This is a genomic window from Isoptericola sp. GX10416, from assembly GCF_056590155.1.
The window spans coordinates 22075-48616 of the sequence record NZ_JBWPVO010000007.1; the positions used below are offsets into that span (position 1 = coordinate 22075).

General features: G+C 73.0%; 18 protein-coding genes and 2 tRNA genes. 8 read left to right on the plus strand and 12 right to left on the minus strand.

Translation table 11 applies throughout. From position 1 onward, the window contains the following. Positions 1-17 precede the first annotated feature (17 nt). The 4 genes from ACWAT2_RS11505 (at position 18) to ACWAT2_RS11520 (ending at position 7993) form a co-directional block, all read left to right on the plus strand. Positions 18-1067 carry a LacI family DNA-binding transcriptional regulator gene (locus ACWAT2_RS11505; protein ID WP_402376329.1) on the plus strand — a complete coding sequence of 350 codons (1050 nt, stop codon included), beginning with the start codon at positions 18-20 and terminating at the stop codon, positions 1065-1067. Positions 1068-1178: 111 nt separating this feature from the next. Next, positions 1179-3491, plus strand: coding sequence for a glycoside hydrolase family 6 protein (locus tag ACWAT2_RS11510; protein WP_402376327.1), 2313 nt, complete (start codon positions 1179-1181; stop codon positions 3489-3491). A gap of 95 nt (positions 3492-3586) precedes the next feature. Continuing rightward, a complete protein-coding gene (locus ACWAT2_RS11515; RefSeq protein ID WP_402376325.1) occupies positions 3587-5041 on the plus strand; it encodes an endo-1,4-beta-xylanase in 1455 nt (484 codons plus the stop codon). A 222-nt stretch (positions 5042-5263) separates the two neighbouring features. Next, positions 5264-7993, plus strand: a complete 2730-nt coding sequence (locus ACWAT2_RS11520) for a cellulose binding domain-containing protein (protein WP_402376322.1) — start codon at positions 5264-5266, stop codon at positions 7991-7993. A gap of 107 nt (positions 7994-8100) precedes the next feature. Here ACWAT2_RS11520 and ACWAT2_RS11525 read toward each other — a convergent pair whose 3' ends face one another. The 12 genes from ACWAT2_RS11525 to ACWAT2_RS11580 all read right to left on the minus strand — a co-directional run bounded on the left by ACWAT2_RS11525 (position 8101) and on the right by ACWAT2_RS11580 (position 22213). Beyond that, on the minus strand, positions 8101-8598 hold the full coding sequence (locus ACWAT2_RS11525) for an acyl-CoA thioesterase (RefSeq protein WP_402376319.1): 498 nt from the start codon (positions 8596-8598) through the stop codon (positions 8101-8103). 55 nt (positions 8599-8653) lie between these two features. Further along, on the minus strand, positions 8654-10336 hold the full coding sequence (locus ACWAT2_RS11530; protein WP_402376316.1) for a GTPase: 1683 nt from the start codon (positions 10334-10336) through the stop codon (positions 8654-8656). Beyond that, on the minus strand, positions 10333-12393 hold the full coding sequence (locus ACWAT2_RS11535) for a dynamin family protein (protein WP_402376314.1): 2061 nt from the start codon (positions 12391-12393) through the stop codon (positions 10333-10335). Before ACWAT2_RS11535 ends, ACWAT2_RS11530 begins: the two co-directional genes overlap by 4 nt. 74 nt (positions 12394-12467) lie before the next feature. Then, positions 12468-13436 carry an aminoglycoside phosphotransferase family protein gene (locus ACWAT2_RS11540; protein WP_402376311.1) on the minus strand — a complete coding sequence of 323 codons (969 nt, stop codon included), beginning with the start codon at positions 13434-13436 and terminating at the stop codon, positions 12468-12470. A gap of 150 nt (positions 13437-13586) precedes the next feature. Continuing rightward, entirely contained in the window at positions 13587-15269 is a 1683-nt protein-coding gene (gene ettA / locus ACWAT2_RS11545) for an energy-dependent translational throttle protein EttA (protein WP_402376308.1), read from the minus strand. 101 nt (positions 15270-15370) lie between these two features. Further along, on the minus strand, positions 15371-15916 hold the full coding sequence (locus tag ACWAT2_RS11550) for a single-stranded DNA-binding protein (RefSeq protein ID WP_402376305.1): 546 nt from the start codon (positions 15914-15916) through the stop codon (positions 15371-15373). A gap of 50 nt (positions 15917-15966) precedes the next feature. Then, positions 15967-17544: a GTPase gene (locus ACWAT2_RS11555; protein WP_402376302.1), complete on the minus strand. Its 1578-nt coding sequence runs from the start codon at positions 17542-17544 to the stop codon at positions 15967-15969. Then, a complete protein-coding gene (locus tag ACWAT2_RS11560; protein WP_480048909.1) occupies positions 17541-19196 on the minus strand; it encodes a GTPase in 1656 nt (551 codons plus the stop codon). The genes ACWAT2_RS11555 and ACWAT2_RS11560 overlap by 4 nt, the downstream gene beginning before the upstream one ends. A 94-nt stretch (positions 19197-19290) precedes the next feature. Continuing rightward, on the minus strand, positions 19291-19611 hold the full coding sequence (locus ACWAT2_RS11565; RefSeq protein WP_402376296.1) for a DUF3467 domain-containing protein: 321 nt from the start codon (positions 19609-19611) through the stop codon (positions 19291-19293). Positions 19612-19691: 80 nt separating this feature from the next. Continuing rightward, positions 19692-20630: a peptidoglycan-binding protein gene (locus ACWAT2_RS11570; protein WP_402376294.1), complete on the minus strand. Its 939-nt coding sequence runs from the start codon at positions 20628-20630 to the stop codon at positions 19692-19694. Between the two features lie 292 nt (positions 20631-20922). Further along, positions 20923-20995 (minus strand) — tRNA-Arg (locus ACWAT2_RS11575). 15 nt (positions 20996-21010) lie between these two features. Continuing rightward, on the minus strand, positions 21011-22213 hold the full coding sequence (locus tag ACWAT2_RS11580; protein WP_402376380.1) for an MFS transporter: 1203 nt from the start codon (positions 22211-22213) through the stop codon (positions 21011-21013). A 182-nt stretch (positions 22214-22395) separates the two neighbouring features. Between ACWAT2_RS11580 and ACWAT2_RS11585 the strand changes: the two genes are divergently transcribed. The 4 genes from ACWAT2_RS11585 to acnA all read left to right on the plus strand — a co-directional run bounded on the left by ACWAT2_RS11585 (position 22396) and on the right by acnA (position 26488). Then, the gene (locus tag ACWAT2_RS11585; protein WP_402376291.1) at positions 22396-22617 is read left to right on the plus strand and encodes a hypothetical protein; all 222 of its coding nucleotides are present in this window, start codon (positions 22396-22398) and stop codon (positions 22615-22617) included. A gap of 127 nt (positions 22618-22744) precedes the next feature. Beyond that, a complete protein-coding gene (orn, locus tag ACWAT2_RS11590) occupies positions 22745-23383 on the plus strand; it encodes an oligoribonuclease (RefSeq protein ID WP_402376288.1) in 639 nt (212 codons plus the stop codon). Between the two features lie 69 nt (positions 23384-23452). Then, positions 23453-23528, plus strand: a tRNA-His gene (locus ACWAT2_RS11595). A gap of 164 nt (positions 23529-23692) precedes the next feature. Continuing rightward, complete coding sequence (gene acnA / locus ACWAT2_RS11600; RefSeq protein WP_402376286.1) at positions 23693-26488, plus strand: aconitate hydratase; 2796 nt, start codon at positions 23693-23695, stop codon at positions 26486-26488. Positions 26489-26542: the final 54 nt, after the last annotated feature.

The window sequence follows — 26542 nt, forward strand, 5'->3', positions numbered from 1 at the left end:
CGGCAGAGTGTGGAAGCGTGCCCAGAATCCCCGCCAGCGGCGGCACGCGTCCGGCCCCTGGACGGCGCGTCACGATCACCGACGTCGCCCGTGCCGCCGGCGTCTCCATCGCCGTGGTGTCCTACGCGCTCAACGGACGGCAGGGAGTGTCCGAGAGCACCCGTCGCCACGTGCTCAAGGTGGCCGACGACCTCGACTGGCGTCCCAGTGCCGCTGCCCGGTCGATGCGGTCCGGGGCGGTGACGAGCGTCGGGCTCCAGGTCCTCGACGGCGTCGGCGTGTCCCACAGCCGCTCGGCGGGGCTCGACCTCGCCGGCGGCCTGCGTGGGGTGCTCGACACCGTCGCGCTCTCCGTCGAGGTCGCGGCGGACCGCACGGCGGGCGCCACGGACCTCGAGCGGGCCTGGAGCGAGCGGCGGCACACCGCGTTCGTCGTCCAGGACCTGCTGCTGGACGACCCGCGCACCCGCGCCGCGGCCCGGGTCGGCGCGCAGGTGGTGGGCGTCACGCCGTCCGGCCTGGGGACCGCCGGGGTGGAGCGCGGCGTGTGGTTCGACGGTGACGCGGAGGCCGCCGTCGGGCGCTACCTCGTGGACCTGGGCCACCGGCACCTCGTGCTGCTGGTCACGGAGGCCGACAGGGACGTGGCCCGCGCTCTGCACGCGGGCCTGCTGGCGGCCACCGCCGGTCTCGTGGCGACGGTGGACGTGGTCGAGGCGGGGTCGGCACCGGCGGCCGGTGCCGCGGCCGCACGTCTCCTCGCGGACGAGCAGCGGCCGACGGCGGTGGTCACCGACGGTGACGTGACGGCGCTGGCGGTGCTGGAGGCCGCGCGGCACCGCGGGCTGGAGGTGCCCTGGGACGTCTCCGTGGTCTCCGGCGCGGACGCCGACACCTGCCGCCTCGTGGACCCGCAGCTCACCGCGATCGCCCGTCCGTGGCAGGACCTCGCCGCAGCCGTGGCGTCGGCGCTGCGGATCGCCCCGCAGACGCCTGCCGAGGTGCCGGCCGCACGCCTGGTGATCCGTGGCACGACGGCTCCGCCGTCGGTCCCCGGGATCCCCTAAACGTTTCACCAGGTGCGCCTGGGAGCGCAACCAGGACACGTTGGGGACGTCGGGCCGACAGCCCGGCGCACGGGCGACGACGCCCGTGCTCCCGAACTCCTGGAGGATCCCGTGCGATCACGATCCTTGCGGCCCCGCAACGTCGCGGTGACCAGGCCCGTCGCCGTGGCGGCGACGCTGGCCCTGGCCGCCGTCCCCCTCGTGGGGGCCACGACCACCGCCTCGGCGGCGGAGCGGGTCGACAACCCGTTCGTCGGCGCCGACCAGTACGTGAACTCCTACTGGTCCGAGAACGTCGTCGACGCGGCCGCGGAAGCCGGCGGCGACCTCGGCCAAGACATGCTCGCCGTCGCCGACACGCCCACCTCCGTGTGGATGGACCGCACCACGGCCATCGCGGGCAACGAGGACGGTCCCGGCCTGCGCCACCACCTCGACGCCGCGCTGGAGCAGCAGCAGGGCGACACCCCCCTGGTGTTCAACCTGGTGATCTACAACCTGCCGGGTCGCGACTGCTTCGCGCTCGCGTCCCAGGGGCTGGTCCCGGCCACGCCGGAAGGCATGGAGCACTACAAGACCGAGTACGTCGACGTCATCGCCGACATGCTCGCCGAACCGCAGTACGCCGACCTGCGTGTCGTGGCGACCATCGAGCCGGACTCCCTGCCGAACCTCGTCACCAACACCTCCGAACCCGCCTGCCAGACGGCGGCGCCGTACTACCGCGAGGGCGTCGCCTACACCCTCGACCGGCTGTACGAGGCCGGGAACGTGTACTCCTACATCGACGCCGCCCACGCGGGCTGGCTCGGCTGGGAGTCGAACGCCGGACCGGCCGCCCAGGTGTTCGCCGAGGTCGTGGAGTCCACGGAGCACGGCTACGACACCGTCACCGGGTTCGTCACCAACACGGCGAACTCGACGCCGTTGCGCGAGCCGTTCCTCGACGACGTGAACTTCACCAGCGGCACGTTCGTGCGCCAGGCGGACTTCTACGAGTGGAACACGGACTTCGACGAGCTCGACTGGACGGAGCACCTCTACGACGAGGTGACCGCCGCCGGGTTCCCCTCCGACATCGGCATGCTCATCGACACGTCCCGCAACGGCTGGGGCGGCCCCGACCGGCCCACCGCCGAGAGCACCTCGACGGACCTCAACACCTACGTCGACGAGTCGCGGGCCGACCGCCGCAACCACCGCGGCGCCTGGTGCAACCCGGACGGCGCCGGCCTCGGCGAGCGCCCGACGGTCAGCCCGACCGACAACGCCGGTTCGCACCTGCACGCCTATGTGTGGGTCAAGCCCCCGGGCGAGTCGGACGGCAACTCCGAGCCGGTCGACAACGACCAGGGCAAGGGCTTCGACCGGATGTGCGACCCGACCTACTCGGAGCAGGACCGCCTCGGCGGGAACCTCACGGGCGCCCTGCCGAACGCCCCGGTGGCGGGCCAGTGGTTCCAGGACCAGTTCGAGATGCTGGTGGCGAACGCGTACCCGCCGATCGACGGCGGCACCGTCGACCCCGACACCGAGGCGCCGACGGCGCCCGGCAACGTCGAGGCCACGGGCACCACGAGCACGTCGGTCGACCTGTCCTGGGACGCCTCGAGCGACGACACCGGTGTGACGCGGTACACGGTCCTCGTCGACGGTGAGACGGCCGGGACGAGCGCGACGACGTCGCACACCCTCACCGGGCTGACGCCGTCGTCCACCTACGAGGTGACCGTCACCGCGCGCGACGCGGCCGGCAACACCTCGGCCGCGTCCGCACCTGTCACGGTGACGACCGACGAGGCCACGGGTGGCGAGGACACGCAGGCACCCACCGTGCCGACCGGCCTCGCCGCGGGCGACGTGACGTCGTCGTCGGTGGAGCTCACCTGGGACGCCGCCAGCGACGACACGGGCGTGGCCGGCTACCTGGTGCACCGCGACGGCGACGAGGTCGCCGACGTGTCGGGAACCTCCGCCACGGACTCCGGCCTCGATGCGGGCACCGCGTACTCCTACACGGTGACCGCGTACGACGCGGCCGGCAACACCTCGGCGGCCTCGACGGCCCTGTCGGTGACCACCGAGGAGGGTGGGACCACCCCGGCCGGCGACTGCACCGTCGACTACTCGGTGAACTCCTGGAACTCCGGGTTCACCGGGTCCTTCGTGGTGACGAACGACTCCGACGCCGCGATCGACGGCTGGGAGCTCACGTTCACCTTCGCCGACGGCCAGACCATCGACCAGATCTGGTCCGCACAGGCCTCGCAGAGCGGGTCCGCGGTGACGATCACGCCGGCGGCGTGGTCGACGACGATCGCGCCCGGCGGGTCGGTGACGTTCGGCTTCAACGGGTCGCACTCCGGCACCAACACGGCACCGGACGACTTCGCCCTCGACGGCGTGGCCTGCGACATCGCCTGACCCCGCGGGGGCGGCTCCGGCCGCCCCCGCCCCCGTTCTCCGCGGCCGGGGTTTCGTACCCCGGCCGCGGATTCCACCTTCTTCTCGGAGGAACCATGCGATCCCGTCCAGAAAACGATATCGACCGGCGCGCGCGCCGCACGACCGCCGCGGTCTCCACCGTGGCCCTGGCCGGCGGTGCCTTGCTCGCCGGGGGCATGCTGCTCAGTCCGGCGCAGGCAGCAGAGCCCGTCTACGAGCCCCTCCGCGACGCCGCGGAGCGCCAGGGCGTCACGCTCGGCTTCGCCCTGACGCCCGGGCACCTGAACCAGCCCGGCTACCGGGAGATCGCCGAGCGCGAGTTCGACCTCGTCGTCGCGGAGAACGCGATGAAGTGGGACGCCACGGAACCCAGCCAGGGCAGCTTCAGCTGGGGCCAGGCCGACCAGGTGGTGGACTTCGCCGCCGCGCAGGACGCCGACCTCTACGGCCACACCCTCGTCTGGCACTCCCAGCTGCCCGGCTGGGCCGAGAGCATCTCCGACCCCGCCCGCCTGCGCGACGCGATGTACGACCACATCGACGCCGTGGCCGGCCGGTACGCCGACGACGTGGACTCCTGGGACGTCGTCAACGAGATGTGGGAGGGGGACGGCAGCCGGCGCCAGAGCGTCTTCCAGCGGGTGCTCGGCGACGGGTACATCGCCGACGCCCTGACCCGGGCCCGCCAGGCCGCGCCCGACGCCGACCTCTGCCTGAACGACTACAGCACGGACGGCATCAACGCGAAGTCGACGGCGATGTACAACCTGGTGGCCGACCTCCTCGCCGACGGCGTCCCGATCGACTGCGTGGGCTTCCAGTCGCACCTCATCGTGGGGCAGGTGCCGAGCAGCTACCAGCAGAACCTGCAGCGGTTCGCCGACCTCGGCGTCGACGTCCGCATCACCGAGCTGGACATCCGGATGAACGTCCCGGCCTCGCAGAACGACCTGACCCGGCAGGCGCAGGACTACCGCACGGTGGTCGAGGCGTGCCTCGCCGTCGACCGCTGCACCGGCGTGACCGTGTGGGGCATCGACGACGGCCACTCCTGGGTGCCCGACGTGTTCCCCGGCGAGGGCGCGGCGCTTCCGTGGGACGCGCAGTACCAGGCCAAGCCCGCCTACTCCGCGATCGCCGAGGCGCTCGGTGCGCAGGTCGAGGGCGACCCCGACCCGGACCCGACCGACCCCGGCGACCCCGGTGACCCGGGCGACGCCGCGTGCGAGGTGACCTGGACGAACGCCGGCTGGGACACCGGGTACACCGGCACGGTCGTCCTGACGAACACCGGCGACGCCGCCTGGTCGTCCTGGACGCTCACGGCCGATCTGCCGGCCGGGCAGACGCTGACGAACGGCTGGTCCGCCGACTGGTCGCAGTCCGGCGCGACGCTGACCGCCCGGAATGCCGCATGGAACGGCTCGGTGCCCGCGGGCGGCTCGGTACAGATCGGCTACAACGCCACGCACGGCGGCAGCAGCGCGGTGCCGACGCAGTACACGATCAACGGCGCCGACTGCGCCTGACGCCGTCCGCCTCGCCGTGGGGACGAGACCCGCGGGCCTCCTGAGGAGGTCCTGCCGGTCTCGTCCCCACAGCCGTGTGCGGCCCTAAACGTTTCTCACGGCGGGTGCACCCTGCCCATGTCGAAGCGCTTCGACTAGCCTGCGGCAGGACACGACGACGTGTCGCCCGGGCCGGACCACCGGTCGCGGCCCGGTCCGTCCGCACCGAGGAGTGAGAATCGGATGAGACTTCGACCAGCGGTCGCCGTGCTGGCGGCCACCGGACTCGTGGCCACGGGGGTGGGAGTCGCCGTCGCGCAGACGCCCGCAGCACCGCTCCCCCACACCCCGCAGAGCGTCGCCGACGACTACGACTGGGGAAACGTCGAGATGGTCGGTGGCGGGTTCGTCCCCGGCATCGTGTTCAACGAGTCCGAGCCCGGCCTCGTCTACGCGCGCACCGACGTCGGCGGCGCCTACCGGCTCGACCAGGCCACCCAGCGCTGGGTCCCGCTGCTCGACCACGTCGGCTGGGACGACTGGGGGCACTCCGGCGTGCTGTCGCTGGCCACGGACCCCGTCGACCCGGACAACGTCTACGTCATGGCAGGGTCCTACACGAACTCCTGGGACCCGAACAACGGTGCCGTCCTGCGTTCGTCAGACCGCGGCGAGACCTGGTCCCGGACCGACCTGCCGTTCCAGGTCGGCGGGAACATGCCCGGCCGCGGCATGGGTGAGCGCCTGATGGTGGACCCGAACGACAGCTCGGTGCTCTACCTGGGCACGGAGGGCGGCAACGGCCTGTGGCGGTCCACCGACTCCGGTGCCACCTGGTCCGAGGTCACCAGCTTCCCGAACCCCGGCAACTACGTCGCCGACCCCGACGGCGGCGAGTACAGCGACAGCATCCAGGGCGTCGTGTGGACGGTCTTCGACCCGTCGTCGGGCACGCCGGGAGAGCCGACGCCGACGATCTACGTCGGCGTGGCCGACAAGGAGAACAACGTCTACCGCTCCACCGACGCCGGCGAGACGTGGGAACGGGTCCCGGGCCAGCCCACGGGGTTCATCCCCCACAAGGCAGAGCTGGACCACACCTCCGGCCAGCTCTACGTGGCGACGTCGGACACCGGCGGCCCGTACGACGGCGGCTCCGGCGACGTGTGGCGACTGGACACCGCCACGGACGAGTGGAGCCGGATCAGCCCCGTGCCCTCCGACGACGCGGACGCCTACTTCGGCTACTCCGGCCTGACGATCGACCGCCAGGACCCCGACACGATCATGGTCGTCTCCCAGCTCTCCTGGTTCCCCGACAACCAGGTGTTCCGGTCCACGGACCGCGGCGAGACCTGGACGCAGATCTGGGACTGGACCAGCTATCCCGAACGGTCGAAGCGCTACGACCTCGACATCTCCGGAGCTCCCTGGCTCGACTTCGGCGGCACCTCCCAGCCGCCCGAGGACAGCCCCAAGCTCGGCTGGATGACCGAGAGCTTCGAGATCGACCCGTTCGACTCCGACCGCTTCCTGTACGGCACCGGCGCCACGATCTACGGCGGCGAGAACCTCACCGCGTGGGACGACGGCGGCACCGTCGACATCTCCGTCAGGGCGCAGGGCGTCGAGGAGACCGCCATCCAGGACCTGGTCGCTCCGCCCGGACCCGTCGAGCTCGTCTCGGGGATGTACGACATCGGTGGCTTCGTGCACCACGACATCTCCCAGGTGCCGAGCGACTTCTACACCCAGCCCTTCCAGAGCGGCGTGCTGAGCGTCGACGTCGCGTGGCAGGACCCGGCCACGATGGTGCGCGCCGGTGAGGGGGGCGACGACCTGCTCGGCGTCTCGACCTCGGGCGGCGACTCGTGGTGGGCCGCGCAGCAGCCGGCCGGTGCCACCGGCCCCGGCAACGTGGCGATGGCCGCCGACGGCTCGGCGATCGTGTGGAGCCCTGACGGCACCGGCGTGCACGTCTCGACGTCGCTGGGGTCGTCGTGGACACCCGCGACCGGCGTGCCCGACGGCGCCACCGTGCGCGCCGACCGTGAGGACCCGTCGGTCTTCTACGCGCTGTCCGGCGGCACCTTCTACACCTCGCACGACGGCGGCGCGAGCTTCACGGCGTCGTCCGCCACAGGGCTGCCCGACGCCGGGCGGCACCATGTGGAAGCCGTGCCCGGCCACGCGGGGCACGTGTGGGTCGCCGGCGGCGAGACCGACGGCATCTACGGCATGTGGCGCTCGACCGACCACGGCGAGACGTTCGAGCCCGTCGCCGGCGTCGACGAGGGCGACACGATCGGCTTCGGCAGGGCCGCCGACGGCCGCGACCACCCCGCCGTGTACACGTCCAGCAAGATCGACGGAGTCCGGGGGATCTTCCGGTCCGACGACGCAGGGGTCACCTGGGTCCGGATCAACGACGATGATCACCAGTACGCCTGGACGGGCGGCGCCATCAGCGGCGACCCGGACGTCTACGGGCGGGTCTACGTCGGCACCAACGGGCGCGGCATCGTCGTCGGAGAGTTCGGCGGGACGCAGCCGGAGCCGACTCCGGACCCCACGGAACCGGACCCCGACCCGTCGGACCCGGAGCCCACCCCCGATCCGACAGAGCCCGACCCTGACCCGACCGAGGACCCGGGCGAGGCGTCCTGCGCGGCGGACTACGCCGTCGTCGGCCAGTGGCAGGGCGGCTTCCAAGGCGCGGTGACCCTGACCAACACCGGTGACGAGACCCTCGCCCCCTGGGAGCTCTCCTGGGACTTCACCGGCGGCGAGACCGTCGCCCAGTCCTGGGGCGGCGACCTCACCCAGACCGGCGCGCACGTCACCGTCACCGGCCCGGCGTGGCAGACCGACCTCGCACCCGGGCGGTCCGTCTCCGTCGGCTTCATCGGCGCCGGCGACCCCGCCGAGGTGACCGGCCTGTCCGCCCACGGCGCACCCTGCACCACCAGCTGACCCCGGGCGAGCGTTGTGGGCGCGATTTCTGGGCCCTGAAGTCCGATAGAACGGACGAAGCGGGCCAGAAATCGCGCCCACAACGCTCGACGAGTGGCGGTGAGAGGTCAGCGGCGGCGCCGGAAGACGATCGGGTCCCCCGCGAACTCCCCGAACACCGCCCGCTCGTCGGCCGTCAACCGGCGCGGCCGCCCCTCCACCGCGTCCAGGATCACGATCGTCGTCACCGCCCGCGTGTAGGGCTGCCCGCCCGACGCCGGCCCGGTGCGCGGAAAGCCCCCGCGCGCCCCGTCATAGACCTCGTAGCAGACCTCGAGCGAGGCCCCGCCGATCGCCCCGATCCACATCTCGACGCGCACCGGGTCGCGCGAGAACTCCAGCGGCCGCAGGTACTCGATCTGCTGCCCCGCCACCAACGTGTGCGACGTCGCGTGCGGGCCCGTGTCCAGGATCGCCGTCGGCCACGGGTCCTCCGCCTCCGGGTGCCGCCAGAACGCCGTGATCCGGGCATCCTCCAGGAGCCGGAACATCGCGACGTTGTTGACGTGCTGGTAGGCGTCCAGATCCGACCAGCGCAGCGAGACGGGGACGTGCAGACGATTCATGCCAGGCATCGTCGCACGCTCGGGCAGCCCGCCCGACGCCGGCCCGGGCCGAGACTCACCCCGCCGCCGTCGACGCGTGCTCCCGGCACGACGCCAACGCGGCCATCTCCCCCGCGACCGGCTCACGCACCTGCTCGCGCGCCACCGCCTCCACCGACGCCCGCAGACGGCGGCGCACGCGCCCCGCCCGACGCCGCGCGCCCAGCGCCGCCAGCGGCCGGGAGACCAGCGCCACGAGGAGACCGCCGAGGACTCCGCCGAGCGCGAGCACCGTGGCCCACGGCACGTCGAACGCGCCACCGCCCCACCGTGCGAAGTCGAACGTCAGCACCGGCATGAGGAGCTCCGGGAGCCGGAAGTAGCGCAGCGCCGCCGCGACCCCCAGCCACAGCAGCCCCACCACCGCGGATGCCAGCAGCAGCCACTGCAGCATCCCGACCGCTCGCCACCAGAGCGGCCGCCACGCCTCCTCCAGCCGCGTCGACGCGACGGCCTGGTCGAGCGTGTCCGGCAGGCGGTCGACCGCCTCGGTGCCCCGGTTCCGTGCGGCCAGCACCCAGGCGTCCGGAGCCCCGGCGGTGACCTGGTCGATGTACCCCCGCACCGCCGTCGCCGCGGCGGCCCGCACGCTCGGGCGCGTCTGCGGCAGCGACGTGCGCGCCAGGTCCGGCCGGTCGACCGGGACCCGCACCTGGTCGCCGCGCAGGCCGAGTCGACGGAGCGGGTCCTTGCGGGCGCGGGCGATCCAGCGCGTCACCGGCCAGCCGGTCGCCAGGTGCGCGTCCCGCCGCGCCGCTCTGCGGACCGCGTCCACCACCGTGGTGGCGCCGGCCGCCTCCTCCAGGGCGTCGACCAGCGTGCCGTGCGCCCGGTCGGCGGCACGCGCCGGAGGCGCCTGCCCGCACTCGTCCACCACGCGTCGGGCGACGGCCCGCATGTCCCCGGCCAGGCGGGCCGTCGAGGCCTCCCGCCGTCGGGCCGCGTCCGCGAGCAGCCCGCGCAGCCGGTCGACGCCCTGACCCGTCCGCGCCGACAACCCGAGCACGCGCGCCCCGGAGAGCCCGTCGGCGACCACGAGCCGACGCAGGTCCGCCAGGATCGCGTCCGCCTCCTCGGGCGCCAGCCGATCGATCTGGTTGAGGGCCACGACGACGACGTCGGCGCGCCCGGCCAGCGGGCGCAGGTATCGCTCGTGCAGGGCCGCGTCGGCGTACTTCTGCGGGTCCACCACCCAGACCAGCAGGTCGGCGCGCTCCACCAGCCGCTCCGCACGGACCCGGTGCTCGACTACCACCGAGTCGTGGTCGGGCAGGTCGAGGAGCACCAGGCCGGTCGAGATCCCGGCCGGGGGCCGGGCCCGCCGCAGCAGGCCCGTCCCCTTGCCCGTCGACGTGTCGGCGTCGGCCTCCATCGCGTGCCGGCGTGGCACCTCCAGCCAGTCCAGCAGCTCGTCGGCGCCCTCGCCCCACACCGCCGCCGACGCGTGCGACGTCGTCGGCCGCTGCACGCCCGGCTCGGCCAGGTCGGTGCCGGCCACGGCGTTGAGCACGGAGGACTTTCCCGACCCCGTGGCACCCGCGAGCGCCGCCACCGTGTGCTCCGCGCTGAGGCCGCCGCGCTCCCGGGCGCGCTCGACGACGCGGTGCGCCTCGTCCGCCAGCTCGGGGTCCAGCCGCCCGGCACCGGCCGCGACCGCCTGCTCCAGCGCCGCGGTGCGGGTGGCGAGATCCGGCTTCATCCCTGGTCCTTCCGTCGCCAGCGCCGCCAGAACCGCGCCCTGGGGGCGTCGGGTACGTCCGGTGCTCCGGCGTCGCCCTCCTGCGCCGCGGGCTCGCGGCCCGCGAGCGATCCCGGCAACCCGGGGATGCCTTCGGGGCTGGTCGGCGGCCGGAACGTCCCCGCCCCGCGCAGCATCCCACCGCTCCAGGGCCGGGTGAGGCCGTCGTCCGCCCGCGAGCGGGTCGCCCGCTCCTGCTGGGCCGCCTCCGCCACGTCGCGGGCGGCGTCACGCAGGCGGTCTCCGCGCACGTCGTCGGTGCCGAGCGCGTCGAGCTGGGCGGTGTACCGGGCGGACTGGCCGCGCAGCACGGCGTCGACGCGGGCGGTGAGCCGTTCCTTGGCCTGCGCGGCGAGGCGACGCACCGCGTCGTCGCCGAACACGGCCTCGAGCAGCTTCTGGGCGACCACGGCGGTGCCGCCCGCGATGCCCACCTCGAGGCCCGTGAGGCCGGCGGTCGAGGCGAAGACGACGATCATCAGGCTCACGCCGAGCGCGTTCACCCCGAAGGAGAGCGCCCGGGCGGTCCCCCGTCGGCTCTCCCCCTGCTCCCGGACGAGCTCGAGGACGTCGCCCTGCCACGCCCGGATCGCTCCGGCGACCTCAGGGCGGAGACCGGGAGCGGTCCGGCTCAGCTCGAGCCCGTCGAGCAGCGCCGCGCCCGCCGCGTCGCCACGCCAGGCGGCATAGGTGCGCTCCGCGGCCTGCTCGGCCGCGTCCAGGACGACGGACTCGAGCCCGTGCGCGATCGCCTGCTCGACGTGCGGCGCCTCCTTGACACGGCCGCGCAGGACGCGCCCGACGGCGTCCCGCACCTTCCCCGCTCGGGCCTCCAACGCCCGGAAGAACTCGCCCGTCCCGATGAAGTCCTGCCACCGGGCGAGGACCTCGCCGCGCAGCAAGGCACCGTCCGACGTCGCGTCCTCGACCTGCCGGAGCGCGTCGGCATGATGATGCTCGACGGTCTCTCGCAGCCGGGTGTCGGCAGCGTGCTGGACGTCCGCCGTCGCTGCCAGCTCGTGGGCCCGCCGGACGAGGTCGTCCACGACGCCGTCCCGCGTCGCGGCGATGACGCGGGCGCGCGAGTCCGGGTCGCCGCCGAGGCCGGTGAGCCAGGTAGCGAGCTCGCCGACCGCGTGCTCCGGCAGCAGGCCGTCCGACATCGCGTCGTCACCGCTCGCGCCGGCCCCGGACTCGGGGACGACGAACAGGGCGGCCTCGCCCAGCCCGTGCTCGCTCATGAGCCGGCGCAGGTCGGCTGCGACCTCTTCGGCGCCCGGGTCCACCCGGTCCAGGACGAGGGCGACCTGCGCTCGGCGGGCCGCCGCCGTCGTCAGCAGGTCCCACGGCACCGCGTCCGCGTAGCGGGCAGCGGTCGTGACGAAGAGCCACAGGTCGGCGGCACCGAGCAGCTGTGCGGCGAGCTCACGGTTGGCCTCCTCCACGGAGTCGACGTCGGGCGCGTCGAGCAGTGCCAGACCCTGGGGCAGGTTGCCGGAGGCCACGAGGCGCAGCGCTCGCGGCCCCGCCTGCGTCCCAGCGTCGTCGCGACGGTCCGCCGCGGGTGTGCCGTGCACGCTGGTGCGCGCCAGGCCGGGAAGCACCCGGTCGCCGGTGAACCACCGGGCGTCGAGCGGGTGGTGGACGAGGACGGGCGCGCGCGTGGTCGGGCGCAGCACGCCCGGTGCCGTGGCCTGCTCCCCCAGCAGCGAGTTGACCAGCGTGGACTTGCCTGCGCCGGTGGAGCCGCCGACGACGACGAGCAGCGGCGCACGCTCGGCGCGCAGGCGGGGCAGCAGGTAGTCGTCGAGCTGGTCGGTCGCGCGCGCCAGGTCGGTGCGAGCGCTGTGGACGCCGGGTGTCTCGAGCGGCAGCCGCAGTGCCCCGAACCGGGCCCGCAGCGCGTCCAGGGCATCGAGGAGCGCGGCCGCGCCGGCGTCGGGCGTCAGCGCGGAGCTCGCCGAGACGGCGCCGTCGGCGCGCTCGTCGGGCTCGTCGGGCCGGCCGGTCGCGGTCATGTGCCCAGTCTGCACACATCGGACGTTCGGTGCATGGAGGCGACCGTGTCGTCGTGTCGTCCTGTGCTGCCTGGTCAGGCGATCGGCCGGGGCCGGCGGAGCCAGTCGATGCAGACCTCGGCCTGCGCCCGCTGGAACGACCGCACGTGCGGGATCGCCGGTGGTGGCGGCTGCAACGAGGAGTGGACGAAGTAGCCGGTGAGGCTCACGACGTAGGCGCGCACCGCGTCGTCATCGGTCCCGGATGGCAACGGATGCCGTTCGAGCACCTCCCACGGAGGTGGGCCACCCTCGAGCCGGACCGAGGGCAGCATCCCGACGACGTCGGTGTATGCCGCGCCGCGCACGGCGAACGGCCAGTCGACGGCGATCGCGCGCATTCCGGCGCCGGACGGGTCCTCGACGACCACCGCGTTGTCGCCCCGCAGGTCGCCGTGCAGCAGACTCGTGCCCGCCACAGCCTCGACGACGTCCCCCTCGATCTCGGCAAGCCGGTCGAGGTGGTCCGCGAACCATGGGTCGTAGGAGCTCAGCCCGGCCGGCCGTTCGTCCGCGAGCCGCTGGGTGAGGCCCGGGGGCCACTCGTCCGCCATCTCGGGCAGCACACCAGGTGCGATCTCGTGCTCAGCGATCCGCGCGGCAAGGTCCATGACAACGTCCAGCTCGTCGGGCTGCCACGGCACGCGGGGCGTGTTCCCGGTGAGCGCATCGAACGCCACGACGACCCAGTCGTCTCCCGAAGGACCCGACACCTCGGCGAGCCAACGCAGCCTCGGCGCCGGGACGCCGTCAGGCAGCAGCGCCGACCTGCCGGCCTCCCGGCGGTACATGGCGGCCGAGAAGTCGTGCTCCGCTGAGACCGCCTTGACGAACACGTCCCCGCGGGAAGTCCGCAGAGTGGAGGCCATGCCGGGCGTGTACCCGCCGTCGTGGCTCGTCCAAGCAGTCACGGGTGCGCCGAGGCGGCCCTCCAGGGCGCCACGGACGTGTGCGGGAATCTCGGGCCAGACAGGTCGGGTGCGGCGCTGCGACGGTGTGGTCATGCCTGCCGATCCTGCCGACCGCACCGGACGCTTCTCCAGCGAATTTGCGCTCCGGACAGCGTTGTGGGCGCGAATTCTGGGCCCGAAGATCGCCCATAACGGGGCAGAACGGACCAGAAATCGCGCCCACAACGGCACGGAGGGTGGGGGTCAGTCGCGGGTGAGGCGGCGGTAGGTCACCCGGTGTGGGCGGGCGGCGTCCGCACCGAGCCGCTCGACCTTGTTCTCCTCGTAGGACGCGAAGTTGCCCTCGAACCAGTACCAGTTCGCCGGGTTCTCGTCGGTGCCCTCGTAGGCGAGGATGTGCGTGGCGACGCGGTCGAGGAACCACCGGTCGTGCGAGACCACGACGGCACAGCCCGGAAACTCCAGCAGCGCGTTCTCCAGCGAGCCCAGGGTCTCGACGTCGAGGTCGTTGGTCGGCTCGTCGAGCAGCAGCAGGTTGCCGCCCTGCTTCAGCGTCAGCGCGAGGTTCAGCCGGTTGCGCTCACCGCCGGAGAGCACACCGGCCGCCTTCTGCTGGTCGGCGCCCTTGAAGCCGAACGAGGCCACGTACGCTCGCGAGGGGATCTCGACGTTGCCCACCTGGATGAAGTCGAGCCCGTCCGAGACGACCTCCCACAGCGACTTGTCCGGGTCGATGCCCCCACGGGACTGGTCCACGTAGGAGATCTTGACCGTGTCGCCGACCTTGAGGTCACCGCCGTCGAGCGGCTCCATGCCCACGATCGTCTTGAACAGCGTCGTCTTGCCGACGCCGTTGGGGCCGATCACGCCGACGATGCCGTTGCGCGGCAGCGTGAACGACAGCCCGTCGATGAGCTGACGGTCGCCAAAGCCCTTCTGCAGGTTCTTGGCCTCGAGCACCGTGCTGCCCAGGCGCGGGCCTGCCGGGATCTGGATCTCCTCGAAGTCGAGCTTGCGCGTGCGCTCGGCCTCGGCGGCCATCTCCTCGTAGCGGGCCAGTCGCGCCTTCGACTTGGTCTGGCGGCCCTTGGCGCTCTGGCGCACCCACTCGAGCTCGTCCTTGAGGCGCTTGGCGAGCTTCTGGTCCTTCTTGCCCTGGACCTCGAGCCGAGCCTGCTTCTTCTCCAGGTAGGTGGAGTAGTTGCCCTCGTACGGGTACAGACGGCCACGGTCGACCTCGCAGATCCACTGGGCGACGTGGTCCAGGAAGTAGCGGTCGTGCGTCACGGCGAGCACGGCGCCGGGGTAGGTGGCCAGGTGCTGCTCGAGCCACAGCACGGACTCGGCGTCGAGGTGGTTCGTGGGCTCGTCGAGCAGGAGCAGGTCTGGCTTCTCCAGCAGCAGCTTGCACAGCGCGACACGACGGCGCTCACCACCTGAGAGCACGGTGACGTCGGCGTCCGGCGGCGGGCAGCGCAGCGCGTCCATCGCCTGCTCGAGCTGGCTGTCGAGGTCCCACGCGTCGGCGGCGTCGATGGCCTCCTGCAGCTCGCCCATCTCCGCCATGAGCGCGTCGAAGTCCGCGTCGGGCTCGGCCATCAGCGCGGAGATCTCGTTGAAGCGGTCGACCTTCGCCTTGATCGGCCCGACGGCCTCCTCGACGTTGCCGAGGACCGTCTTCTCCTCGTTCAGCGGCGGCTCCTGCTGGAGGATGCCGACGGTGTAGCCGGGCGAGAGCCGAGCGTCACCGTTGGACGGCTGGTCGATGCCGGCCATGATCTTGAGGATCGTCGACTTCCCGGCACCGTTCGGGCCGACGACGCCGATCTTGGCGCCGGGCAGGAAGTTCAGCGTGACGTCATCGAGGATGACCTTGTCGCCGTGCGCCTTGCGCGCCTTGTACATGGAGTAGATGAACTCAGCCACTGGCTCGTTTCCACCGTTCGATCGCGCTGTCTGAGGGTTACCGGCGGGCACGGCGGAGGACCGGCGTGCAGCCGGTCCCCCAGCCTACGCGACACTGCCCCTCAACCGGCGACCGGCTCCGCCTCACCCGCCAGGTCGTCGACCACGTCGCCACCCGCTGCGCACTCGTCGTCCCCCGCCAGGTCGTCCTCCTCGGTCAGCGACCTCGCGTCGTCCGGCGCCGCCGTCTCCCACGGGGATGCCTCCACCTGGCCGGTGCGGTCCTGGGGCGCGGGGCCGGACTCGTGGATCACCTTGCTGAACCGCGTCATGCCCCGGGTGGAGTCCGGCCCGATCGCGTCGGCGTCCACCACCAGGTTGACGCGGTCGCGGCCGTCGCGGTCGGTCCACTCCTCGGCGGAGAGCCGCCCCGTCAGGACCACCGGCTGCCCCTGCACCAGGGACTCGCAGACGGTGCGCGCCGCACCGCGGAACGCCTTGACCGTGAACCAGGTGGTCCTGCCGTCGCGCCACTCCCCGGTGACGGCGTCGCGCACCCGGCGCGTGCTGCCCACGCGGAAGCTGGTCCATGCGACCTGGTTCTGGGACAGGTGCAGCGCCGGGGTCGTCCCGACGTAGCCCGTCACGGTCACCGTGGCCTCGCTCATACGTCCTCCTGAGATCTGCGGCCGGCACGGTACCGGCCGTGCACCCAGGCTCAGGCTGACGTGGCGGCCTTGTCGCCCTTCTCCGGCGATCCTGTGGACGGCGCCCCGGCTGTGGGCAGCCTCAGCGCCCCGGTCAGCGGTCGGGACGACGGCAGGTCGCGCGCCGAACGGGCGAGCTCGCGCACCCGACGGTGGTCCACCAGCACCCGCTGGGTGGGCTCGCCCAGGTGGCGCACCAGCACGTCGCGGACCGCCTCGCGACCCTGTCGGGCCACCTCCGCCCGCCGCCGGGCGGCGAGCCGGCGGCGCACCACGGCCCGCACCACCGCCAGCACGACGGCGACGACGAGGAGGCCCGCACCGACGCCCACCAGCACCTGGTCCCACGGCCCCGGCACGGCCAGCACGCCGGTGAGCGCGAGCACGCCGGCGATCACCAGCAGCACCCCGAGCACCGCGCAGGCCCAGGCCGTGCGGCGCACCGGACGCGACCACGCAGGGCCGCGGACGTCCAGGTCCACGCTGCGCAGCGCCTCGGTCACCACGGCCCGCAGCCGGTCCGCACCGGCGACGGACTCCGCGAGCGAGCGCTGCCACCCGGGCCGCAGCGCCGCCCCCGCGCGGGTCAGCCACCGCGCCCGGGAGAGCGCGATCGTGTCCCGGTCCGCAGCAGGGATCTCGGGCATGCCGTAGCCGTTGCGCACGGCCGCACCGACCTGGCTCGCGACGGCGTCCAGCCCGGTGGCACCCACCACGGGCTCGAGCTCGCGGTCCACCGCGGCGTCGAGCTGCCAGGGGACGTCCGCCGGGATCTGGGACAGCAGGGCCGCTGCCGCGGAGTCCAGCTCGGCGGCTGCGCGCCCGGCGGCGACGGATCGCCGTGCGCACGCCTCCTCGAGGATCTCGCGCACGTGCCCGATCCCCTCACCCGTCCTGGCCGATGCCGGCTGCACGTGCACGCCGGTCAGGCCGTCGTCGGCCAGCAGCCGGCCGAGGTCCTCGACGAGGTTCTCCCGCTGGGAGTCGGGCACCGTGTCGACCTGGTTGAGCACCAGCACCATCGACGACTCCGAGCCCACCTGCGCGCTCAGGTACCCCGTGTGCAGGGCGTCGTCCGCGTACTTCTGCGGGTCCACCACCCACACGAGCAGGTCGACCAGGGGCAGCACGCGGTCCACGACCTCGCGGTGCGCCGGCTCGACCGAGTCGTGGTCGGGCAGGTCGAGCAGCACGAGCCCGGCCAGCCCGGCGGCTCCGTCGCCCTCGAGGTCCTCGCTGTGCGTGATCCGCCGTTCCCGGTCGACGCCGATCCAGTCCAGGAGCGGTTCAGCGCCCTCGGACCAGGAGCAGGCGGTGACGCGCGCCGTCGTCGGCCGCTTGACCCCCACGTCCGCGAACGACAGGCGCGAGATCTTGTTGAACAGGCTCGACTTGCCGGACCCGGTGCCGCCGGCGAAGGCCACCACCGTGTGGTCGACGCCGAGCTCGAGCCGCCGGCGCACGCCCTCCACGGCCGTCTCCACCCGCTGGCCCGTCGCGCGGTCGAGGCGGGGCCCGGCGAGCGAGAGCGCCTCGGCGAGGTCCTCGGTGCGTGCGCGCAGCGTCGCGTCGTGCGAGGTCGTCGTCATGTGAGCCTCCTCAGCTCGGCGAGCCGCAGGCGCAGCGCGGTGGCTGCGTCGTCCACCAGGTCGGGTGAGTCGAGTCGGGCACGCACCGCGTCGATCTCGGCGTCGACGACGACGGCGGCGCGGTCGGCGAGGTCCTCGCGCAGCGCGGCGACCGGTTCCGAGGCGACGTCCGCCACGACCCGGTCGAGCAGTCGCCTGGCGTCGTCGCTGCCCGCCGCCGCGGCGAGGAGCAGCGTCGCCAGACCTCGCTCGCCGAACGCTCTCGCAGCAGCCCGCACGGCGGCGGCGGTGTCGGGGCCGAGCAGGGCGCCGACCTGTTCGTCCGCGCCTGCGGCCCACTCCGCGACCGTCGTGCCCGCGGCCTCGCCGCGCGCCGCGGTGCGTTCCTCGGGGTCCGGCAGCGCGTACGGACCGCCGGCGGGAGCCGCCGACCCGTCGAGCAGCGCGCGCAGGCGTTCCTCGACCCTCGCGCCCGACGCCGTCAGCGTCCGCCGGGCGGCGGCCTCGACGTCGTCGCGCAGCACCTCGAGCGCCTCCGAGCGGGTGCGCCCGGCTCGGCGCGAGCTGCGGGCGCGGTGCCCGCGGACCTTGACGCGGTCGACTCCGGCGGTTCCGGAGAGCTCGCGCCACCGCGCCTCGACCGACGCCCCGGCGACGACGCCCGCCCCGACCGCGTCCCGCGCGAGCTTCTCCGCGGCGGCCAGCTCGCCGTCCACGAGGCGGCGCAGGGTGGTGGCGGCCGCGGCCTGCGCCTCGATCGCGTCGGCCAGCGAGGTGACCCAGCCGGGCAGCGCGGCGAGCGACCCCTTGAGGGTGCGCACCACGACGGCGCGGGACCGGTCCGGCCCGGCCAGCATGTTGAGCCAGCGTTTGATCTGGCGGACCACCGACTCGTCGAGCAGCCCCTCGTGCGGGCCGACGTCCGGCACCACGAAGAGCGGCGTGTCCGTCATGCCGTGGGAGCGCAGCCGCGCCATCAGGTCGCCGCGGATCGTCGTCAGGTCGGCCTGCGGGACGCGGTTGAGGACCATCGCCACCGAGGCGCCGCGCTCGGTGGCCCGCGCGAGCGCCTGCCAGGGCAGCGCGTCGCCGTACCGGGACGCCGTGGTGACGAAGAGCCACAGGTCCGCGCCCTCGAGGAGCTGCTGGGCGATCGAACGGTTCTCCTGCACGAACGAGTCGAGGTCGGGTGCGTCCAGCAGCGCGGTGCCGCGCGGTACGCCCTCGTGGTGGATCACGCGGGACAGCTCGGTGACCGGCCCTTCGGCGATCACGTCCGCGTCGGCAGGGTTGAAGGCGAGGACGGGCTCGCGGGTGGTGGGCCGCAGCACCCCGGCCTCGGAGACCTCCTCGCCGAGCAGGGAGTTGTACAGGGTGGACTTGCCGGCCCCGGTCGAGCCGGCCACGACCACGACGGCGGGCGAGCTCAGCTCGGCGAGGCGCGGCAGCAGGTGCTCGTCGAGCTGGGCGAGCAGCCGGTCGCGCGACGCGCCGGCCTCGTCCGCGCCGTCGACCGGCAGGGGGAGGCGCACGTCGGCGACGTCGCGGCGCAGGTCGCGGGCGACGTCGTGGACGGTGAGGCCGAGCTCCTCGGCCGCAGCCGCGTCCGGCCGCCCGCCGCGGAAGCGGGAGGCGCGCGTGGAGGAAGTCACGGGCTCATCCTGGCGTGCCCGGCGGTCGGTGCCAAACGCGCGCGCCGTGGGCACCACGACTTCTCCGTCCGCGGGGACGACGGCGCCGCTCCCGTCAGGCCCTCGGCCCGGAGCCGTCCGCCTTGCGGCCGGTCTCGCGCTCCCAGGCGTCGAGCTGCTGGGTGAGCGCCCGGGCGAGCTCGAAGACCTGCTGCGGCGGGATCCGCACCCGCGACACGACCCGCGCCGGCATCACCCGGCCACCGGTCTGGGCGCCGGTCGACTGGTCGACCGCCGGCTTGGCCGGCGACTTCGCGGCCACGAAGTCGAGGACGAACGACGTGGACGTGTGCCACACGGACGCGAAGTCCGCCGGCACCCCCGTCTCGTGCTCGCTGGGCAGGTCGACCTGGAGCTTGAGCTCGGAGCTCGCCATGGCGGTCCTCTCTTCGGCAGTCCGGAGGCGTTGCGCGGTCGCTCCGACCGTACCCCCGCCGCAGCACCCCGGGCGCCGCCTCAGCCCTTCCTCACGAGCGCACGAGCCGTCGCCTTGCCGTAGACGCCGTCGTCGGGGATGCCGAGCCAGCGCTGCACCTCGCGGATGCGCTCGACCGTCTGCGCCCCGATGACGCCGTCCACCTTTTCGCCCTGGAGCCCGACGACGCGTTGAGCGATCTCGTTGCGCCAGCGGCCACCGCGCCCCCGCTTGGCCCCGCGGCCGAGGTGGTACCAGGTCTGCGGCCCGACGACGCCGTCCACCGTGAGCTGGCGCCGCTTGCGCTGGAACGTCCGCACGCCGTCCGCGGTCTTCGGGCCGAACTTCTTGTCGACCTTCCCCCGGTACGCGCCGGCGCCACGGAGGCGGTGCTGGAGGAGCCCGACGCGCCAGCCGGTGGAGCCCTGTCGGATCGTGCCGATCCGGTGCGGCTTGCGCCTCGTGCCGCCCCCGGTACCGGAGCCCCGGGCCTTGTCCCGGTCCGGGTAGTACGTCAGGTGCCACAGCTCCTTGACGCGGCGGCCCTCGTCGTCGTCCCACCCGCACCCGGCGGCGACCTTGAGGAACCGCTGGCGGTCACGGTCCTCCCACGAGGTGAACACGACGGCGCGGGCGCGGCCCGGGTCACCCGCCGACCGCGCCGTCTTGACGTCCACCGCGACCCCGCCGCCGTGGTTCGAGGTGCCCGGCACGGCGGCGGCCGCACCCTTGACCCGCCCGTACCGCGTGCCGTTCCAGTAGCGGTAGTCCCCGTACGGGGAGCGCGCCCCGGCCCGGTACCGCTCCTTGAACAGCTTGACCTGTGTCTCGTACGAGCGCCATGCGCCCGTGATGAGCACGTTCTTGCCGAACTTCTCGACCGCGCGGTCCCACGCGGCGGCGGCGTCCGTGCGGAGCACGAAGCCGGGGTTCGACGTCAGGGCTCGACCGTGCGAGCTCTTGATCTGAGCGACAGCCATGTCGGGTTGCCTCCTGGGCCTCAGCGACGAAGCGTCAGGTCGAACGGTCCGCATCGCCTCCGCGAGGGGACCGCGGTTCTGTGCCCGGACCTCGTGCAGCGACGCTTCTCAGGCCTTCACGACGTCCGCGTGCTCGGAGCACAGCATCTCGGGACCGGCCAGGACAGCGAGCACTGCCGTGCCGCCGCTCCGGTCCGTCCCGATGTCCATATAGGGATGGAGGGCCGCCGTCGCACCTCGTGACGTCGGCTGCGGGTGACTCACCCACGTCGCTGTGCTCGCCGTGTCGGAGTGCCCCCGGCAGGACTCGAACCTGCAACCTACGGATTAGAAGGCCGTTGCTCTATCCATTGAGCTACGGAGGCGCGGGCCCATGGTAGTCAATCCTCGAGCAGGGCCGGCGCCCGCACCCGCAGCGCGAGCAACCCGCAGACCAGGCACACGGCCACGTTCACAGCCACCAGCACCCGGTGGTCGACGACCGCGAGCGCGGCCGCCCCGGCCAGCGTCACGAGCACTCCGGGCAGGTTGAGCACCACGTGGCTCGCAGCACCGACGCGACCCTGCATACGGGTCGGCGTGAGCACCTGCCGCTCGGTGACGTAGGCGACCACGGCGCTGGTGGCGGTGAAGCCGACGACGCCCATGCCGAGCACGGCGGGCAGCACCCACGAGCCGGCGAGCGGCACGAGCCCGAGCGCCAGGCCCACCAGCCCGAGCGAGAAGACCCGCGGCCGCCCGAACCGCACCATGAGCCTGCCGACGACGAGCCCTGCCGCCAGCCCGGCGACGCCCTGCAGCGTCGTCAGCGGGCCCAGCAGAGCCGCTTCGAGGCCCAGGTGCTCCAGGATCGCGAAGGCGACCGCGTTGACGAGGCCGACGGCCGCCATCGCCCAGAGGATCGCCGTGGTCATGCGGCCGAGGGGCGGCGTCGAGACCAGGTAGCGGAACCCCTCGGTGGCCTCGGCCCAGAACCCGGTCGGCACCACGCCGTGCGGCTGCGACTCGGTGATGCGCACGACGGCGAACACGGCGGCCGACCCGACGAAGGCCATCATCGCCGCCACCACCAGCGGAACCGGGCCGATCCAGGCGTACACGGCCGCACCGAGCACAGGCATCGCGATCCGGAACACCTGGTCGATGGCCGCCAGCCGGCCGTTGGCGTGGCCCAGGGCCTCGTCGGGCAGCAGGTCCTTGAGCAGGCCGGACTGGCACGCAGCCGTCACGTAGGCGATCGTCGCGTAGAGCACGGTCACCAGGTACACCATCCAGACGTGCTCGGCGCGCGAGACCGCCAGCAGCGGGACGAGCACCAGTGCCCCGGCCGCGTACGTCCACACCAGCATCCGACGGCGCGACACGCGGTCGGCGAGCCGACCGAGGAAGGGTGCCGCGAGCGCCGGAACGCCGAGCGCTGCGAACGTGACACCGCCGAGGGCCGCGCTGCCCGTGAGGTCGGTGACCCAGACCGCAAGGATCAGCACGAGCACCGAGTCCGCGAAGTTGGTCAGCGCCCAGCCGGCGGTCAGCGTCCGGAACTGCGCGGTGCGCAACGCGGCGACGGGCGACCGCTTCGACATCGTCACCGCCACACGATAGGCGAACCGGACCGGTCGACGCTGCCAGCGAAAAGATCGTGCATCTCCCCCCGCTGCCGAGGCATGCTCGGAGCACACCGCGGTGACGCCCGTCCGGTCAGGTGCCGGACGGTCGGGTGGTCCCTGGCCCGGACCGACGAACCCACGTCACGAAGGAACGAACGATGCACCCGATCGAAGCGCACGCCGTCGCGCGTGCCATCCACCACGAACGCCTCGCCGAGGCCGAGCGTGCCCGGCGCGAGCGCCGCCAGCGGGACGCCCGGGACGGCGCTCCGTCCTCCCGGGGCCAGCGGCGTCGCCGTCGCTTCCGGCTACGGCTTCGCCGGCGCCCGAGGCTCCAGCTCACCGTCCCCGGGAACGCCCGAGGATGGCGAGTCGCATGACTGCACGACAGCACGACACCGGGAGCCCCGGCCGTCACGACCACCGCGTCGAGACCGCCGGGGCTCTCTGCGTCGGCACCGGGACGCCTGGCAACCGCCGTCGGCGGCAGAACGTAGGCTGGCTCCCGTGAGCCCGAGCAACCCGAACGACCGCATCGTGTGGATCGACTGCGAGATGACCGGCCTCGACCTGCGCGCCGACGCGCTCGTCGAGGTGGCCGCCGTCGTCACCGACTCCGAGCTGAACGTCCTGGGCGAGGGGGTCGACGTCGTCGTCCGACCGCCGGCCGAGGCGCTCGACCAGATGAACGACTTCGTGCGCCAGATGCACACGACCTCCGGGCTGCTCACCGAGCTCGACGGCGGCACCACCCTGGCCGACGCCGAGGCGCAGGTGCTGGCCTACGTCCGTGAGCACGTCCCCGAGCCCGGCAAGGCTCCCCTGGCGGGCAATTCGGTGGGCACGGACAAGATGTTCCTGGAACGGGACATGGCCGAGCTGGTCGGTCACCTGCACTACCGGATCGTCGACGTCTCCTCGATCAAGGAGCTGGCGCGGCGCTGGTACCCGCGGGTGTACTTCGCCTCGCCGCAGAAGAACGGCGGGCACCGCGCGCTCGCCGACATCCTGGAGTCGATCGACGAGCTGCGGTACTACCGCGAGGCGCTGCTCGTCCCGCAGCCCGGTCCCGACACGAAGTCAGCTCGGGCGGTGGCCGAGCGCATCAAGGAGACCTCGGTCACGACCCGGCCCGCGATGTCCTGATCGCCCCACGGAGCATGTACACTTTTCGACGGCTGAGGCACTCGTTGTCATTCGTCTGTCGAAGCCATGGTGGCTATAGCTCAGTCGGTAGAGCGCCTGGTTGTGGTCCAGGAGGTCGCCGGTTCAAGCCCGGTTAGCCACCCCACCGAACGAGGCCCGGATCTCGTCCAGGATGCACTCCTGGACGAGGTCCGGGCCTCGTTCTCGTTCCGGGTGACCGGCCCCCGCCCGCGCTCAGTGCGAGCCGGAAGGAAACCTGTAGCGTGCAGGAGACGGGGCACGTCGCTGTCGTGAGGACGGAGCATCGACATGAGCACCAACAGTTTCGGATCCCTCGACCAGCTCACCGTGGGCGAGGCCACCTACGACATCTTCCGGCTGGACCGGGTCGAGGGCTCGGCCCGGCTGCCGTACAGCCTGAAGGTCCTCCTGGAGAACCTGCTGCGCAACGAGGACGGGCGGGTGGTCACCGCCGAGCACGTCCGTGCGCTCGCGGCCTGGGACCCTGCCGCGACGGCGGAGACCAGCACGGAGATCCAGTTCACCCCCGCGCGGGTGCTCATGCAGGACTTCACGGGTGTGCCGTGCGTGGTCGACCTGGTCGCGATGCGTGACGCCATGACGGCGGTGGGCGGGGACCCGGCGAAGATCAACCCGCTCATCCCCACCGACCTGGTCATCGACCACTCGGTGATCGCCGACGTGTTCGGCCGCGTCGACGCCTTCCGGGTCAATGCGGACCTGGAGTTCGAACGCAACCACGAACGCTACGAGCTGCTGCGCTGGGGCCAGCAGGCCTTCGACGACTTCCGGGTCGTCCCGCCCGACACCGGGATCTGTCACCAGGTCAACCTGGAGTACCTGGCACGGGTGGTCTTCACCAAGGAGGGTGCGCAGCGCCCGGTGGCCTACCCCGACACGGTCGTGGGTACCGACTCCCACACCCCGATGATCAACGGGCTCGGTGTGCTGGGGTGGGGGGTCGGCGGCATCGAGGCCGAGGCAGCGATGCTGGGCCAGCCGATGAGCATGCTCATCCCGCAGGTGGTGGGGCTGAAGCTCACTGGTGAGCTGACCGAGGGCACGACGGCCACCGACCTGGTCCTGACCGTGGCCGAGCTGCTGCGCCGGACCGGCGTGGTGGGCAAGTTCGTGGACTTCTTCGGCCCTGGTGTCGCCAACGTGCCGTTGGCCACCCGCGCGACCCTGGGCAACATGAGCCCGGAGTACGGCTCGACCGCGACCATCTTCCCCGTCGACGCCGAGACGCTGGACTACCTGCGCCTGACCGGCCGCTCGACCCACCAGGTCGAGCTGGTGGAGGCGTACGCCAAGGAGCAGGCCCTGTGGCACGACCCGGACCACGTCCCGGACTACAGCCAGGTCGTCGAGCTGGACCTGTCGACCGTCGAGCCGTCCCTCGCCGGGCCGACGCGCCCGCAGGACCGCATCCCTCTGCGGGCCGCCCAGCGCGCTGTGCGTGGGCTGCTGGCCGGGCAGACGCACGCCGAGGCGGTCCGGGGCGGGGTGGACGACGGGTCGGCGGACTCCTTCCCGGCCAGCGACCCCTACACGGTCGGCACCGGGGTCGACCGCGACGCGCCGCCCCGGACGGGCGGCTACGGCCAGGTCGACGGTTGGCCCTCGGACCCGACGCAGATCGACCTCGACGGCACCCCGGCGCAGATCGACCACGGTGACGTGGTCATCGCGGCCATCACCTCCTGCACCAACACCTCCAACCCGTCGGTGATGCTCGGCGCCGGTCTGCTGGCGAAGAACGCCGTGGAGAGGGGGCTGCGCTCCAAGCCGTGGGTCAAGACGAGCCTGGCTCCCGGGTCGCGGGTCGTGACCGACTACTACGAGCGCGCCGGACTCACCCCGTACCTCGAACAGCTCGGCTTCCACCTCGTGGGCTACGGCTGCACCACGTGCATCGGCAACTCCGGTCCGCTGATCCCCGAGGTCAGCCAGGCCGTCACCGGTCACGACCTCACGGTGGCCTCGGTGCTGTCCGGGAACCGGAACTTCGAGGGCCGTATCCACGCCGAGACGAAGATGAACTTCCTGACCTCACCGCCGCTGGTCATCGCCTATGCCCTGGCGGGGTCGATGCACGTCGACCTGCTGCGCGAGCCGCTCGGCCAGGACGAGCAGGGCGACGACGTCTTCCTCAAGGACGTCTGGCCCACCAGCGCCGAGATCAAGGCTGCGATCGACGCCAACGTCGAGGCGCGCATGTTCACCGACGGCTACGCCGACGTCCTGACGGGGGACGAGAACTGGCAGGGCATGACCCTGACGCAGTCCCAGACCTTCGACTGGGACGCCGCCTCGACCTACGTGCGCCGCCCGCCCTACTTCGACTCGATGCCCACCGAGGCAGAGCCGGTGCGCGACATCATCGGCGCCCGGGTGCTGGCCCACCTGGGGGACTCGGTCACCACCGACCACATCTCCCCGGCCGGGGCGATCCGGGCAGACTCCCCGGCCGGGAAGTACCTCACCGGGCACGGGGTGGAGGCGAAGGACTTCAACTCCTACGGCTCGCGCCGCGGCAACCACGACGTGATGATCCGCGGGACCTTCGCCAACGTGCGGCTGCGCAACAAGCTCGTCCCCGGCGTCGAGGGCGGGTACACGCGCCGCCTGCCCGACGGCGAACCCGAGAGCATCTTCGACGCCGCCCAGTCGTACGCCGAGGACGACGTCCCGCTGATCGTGGTGGCCGGCGCGGACTACGGGTCGGGTTCGTCGCGGGACTGGGCCGCCAAGGGCACCATGCTGCTCGGCGTCAAGGCCGTGCTGGCCACCTCCTTCGAACGGATCCACCGATCGAACCTCATCGGCATGGGGGTCCTGCCGCTGCAGCTCACGCACGGGGAGTCGGCCGAGGATCTCGGCCTGACCGGGGAGGAGACCTACTCCATCATCGGGCTGGAGGGTGCTGAGGAGCTGCCCGGTGAGGTCACCGTCCGCGTCGAGGCGGACGATCAGGTCCGCGAGCTGACGGCGCGGGTGAGGATCGACACCCCCGCCGAAGCGGCGTACTACCGCCACGGAGGGATCCTGCCCTACGTGCTCCGCCAGATGCTCACGAGCTGATCTGCCTGCAGGGGTTCGCGGCCGGGCCGCGAGATCGCCGCGCGACCGGCGGGT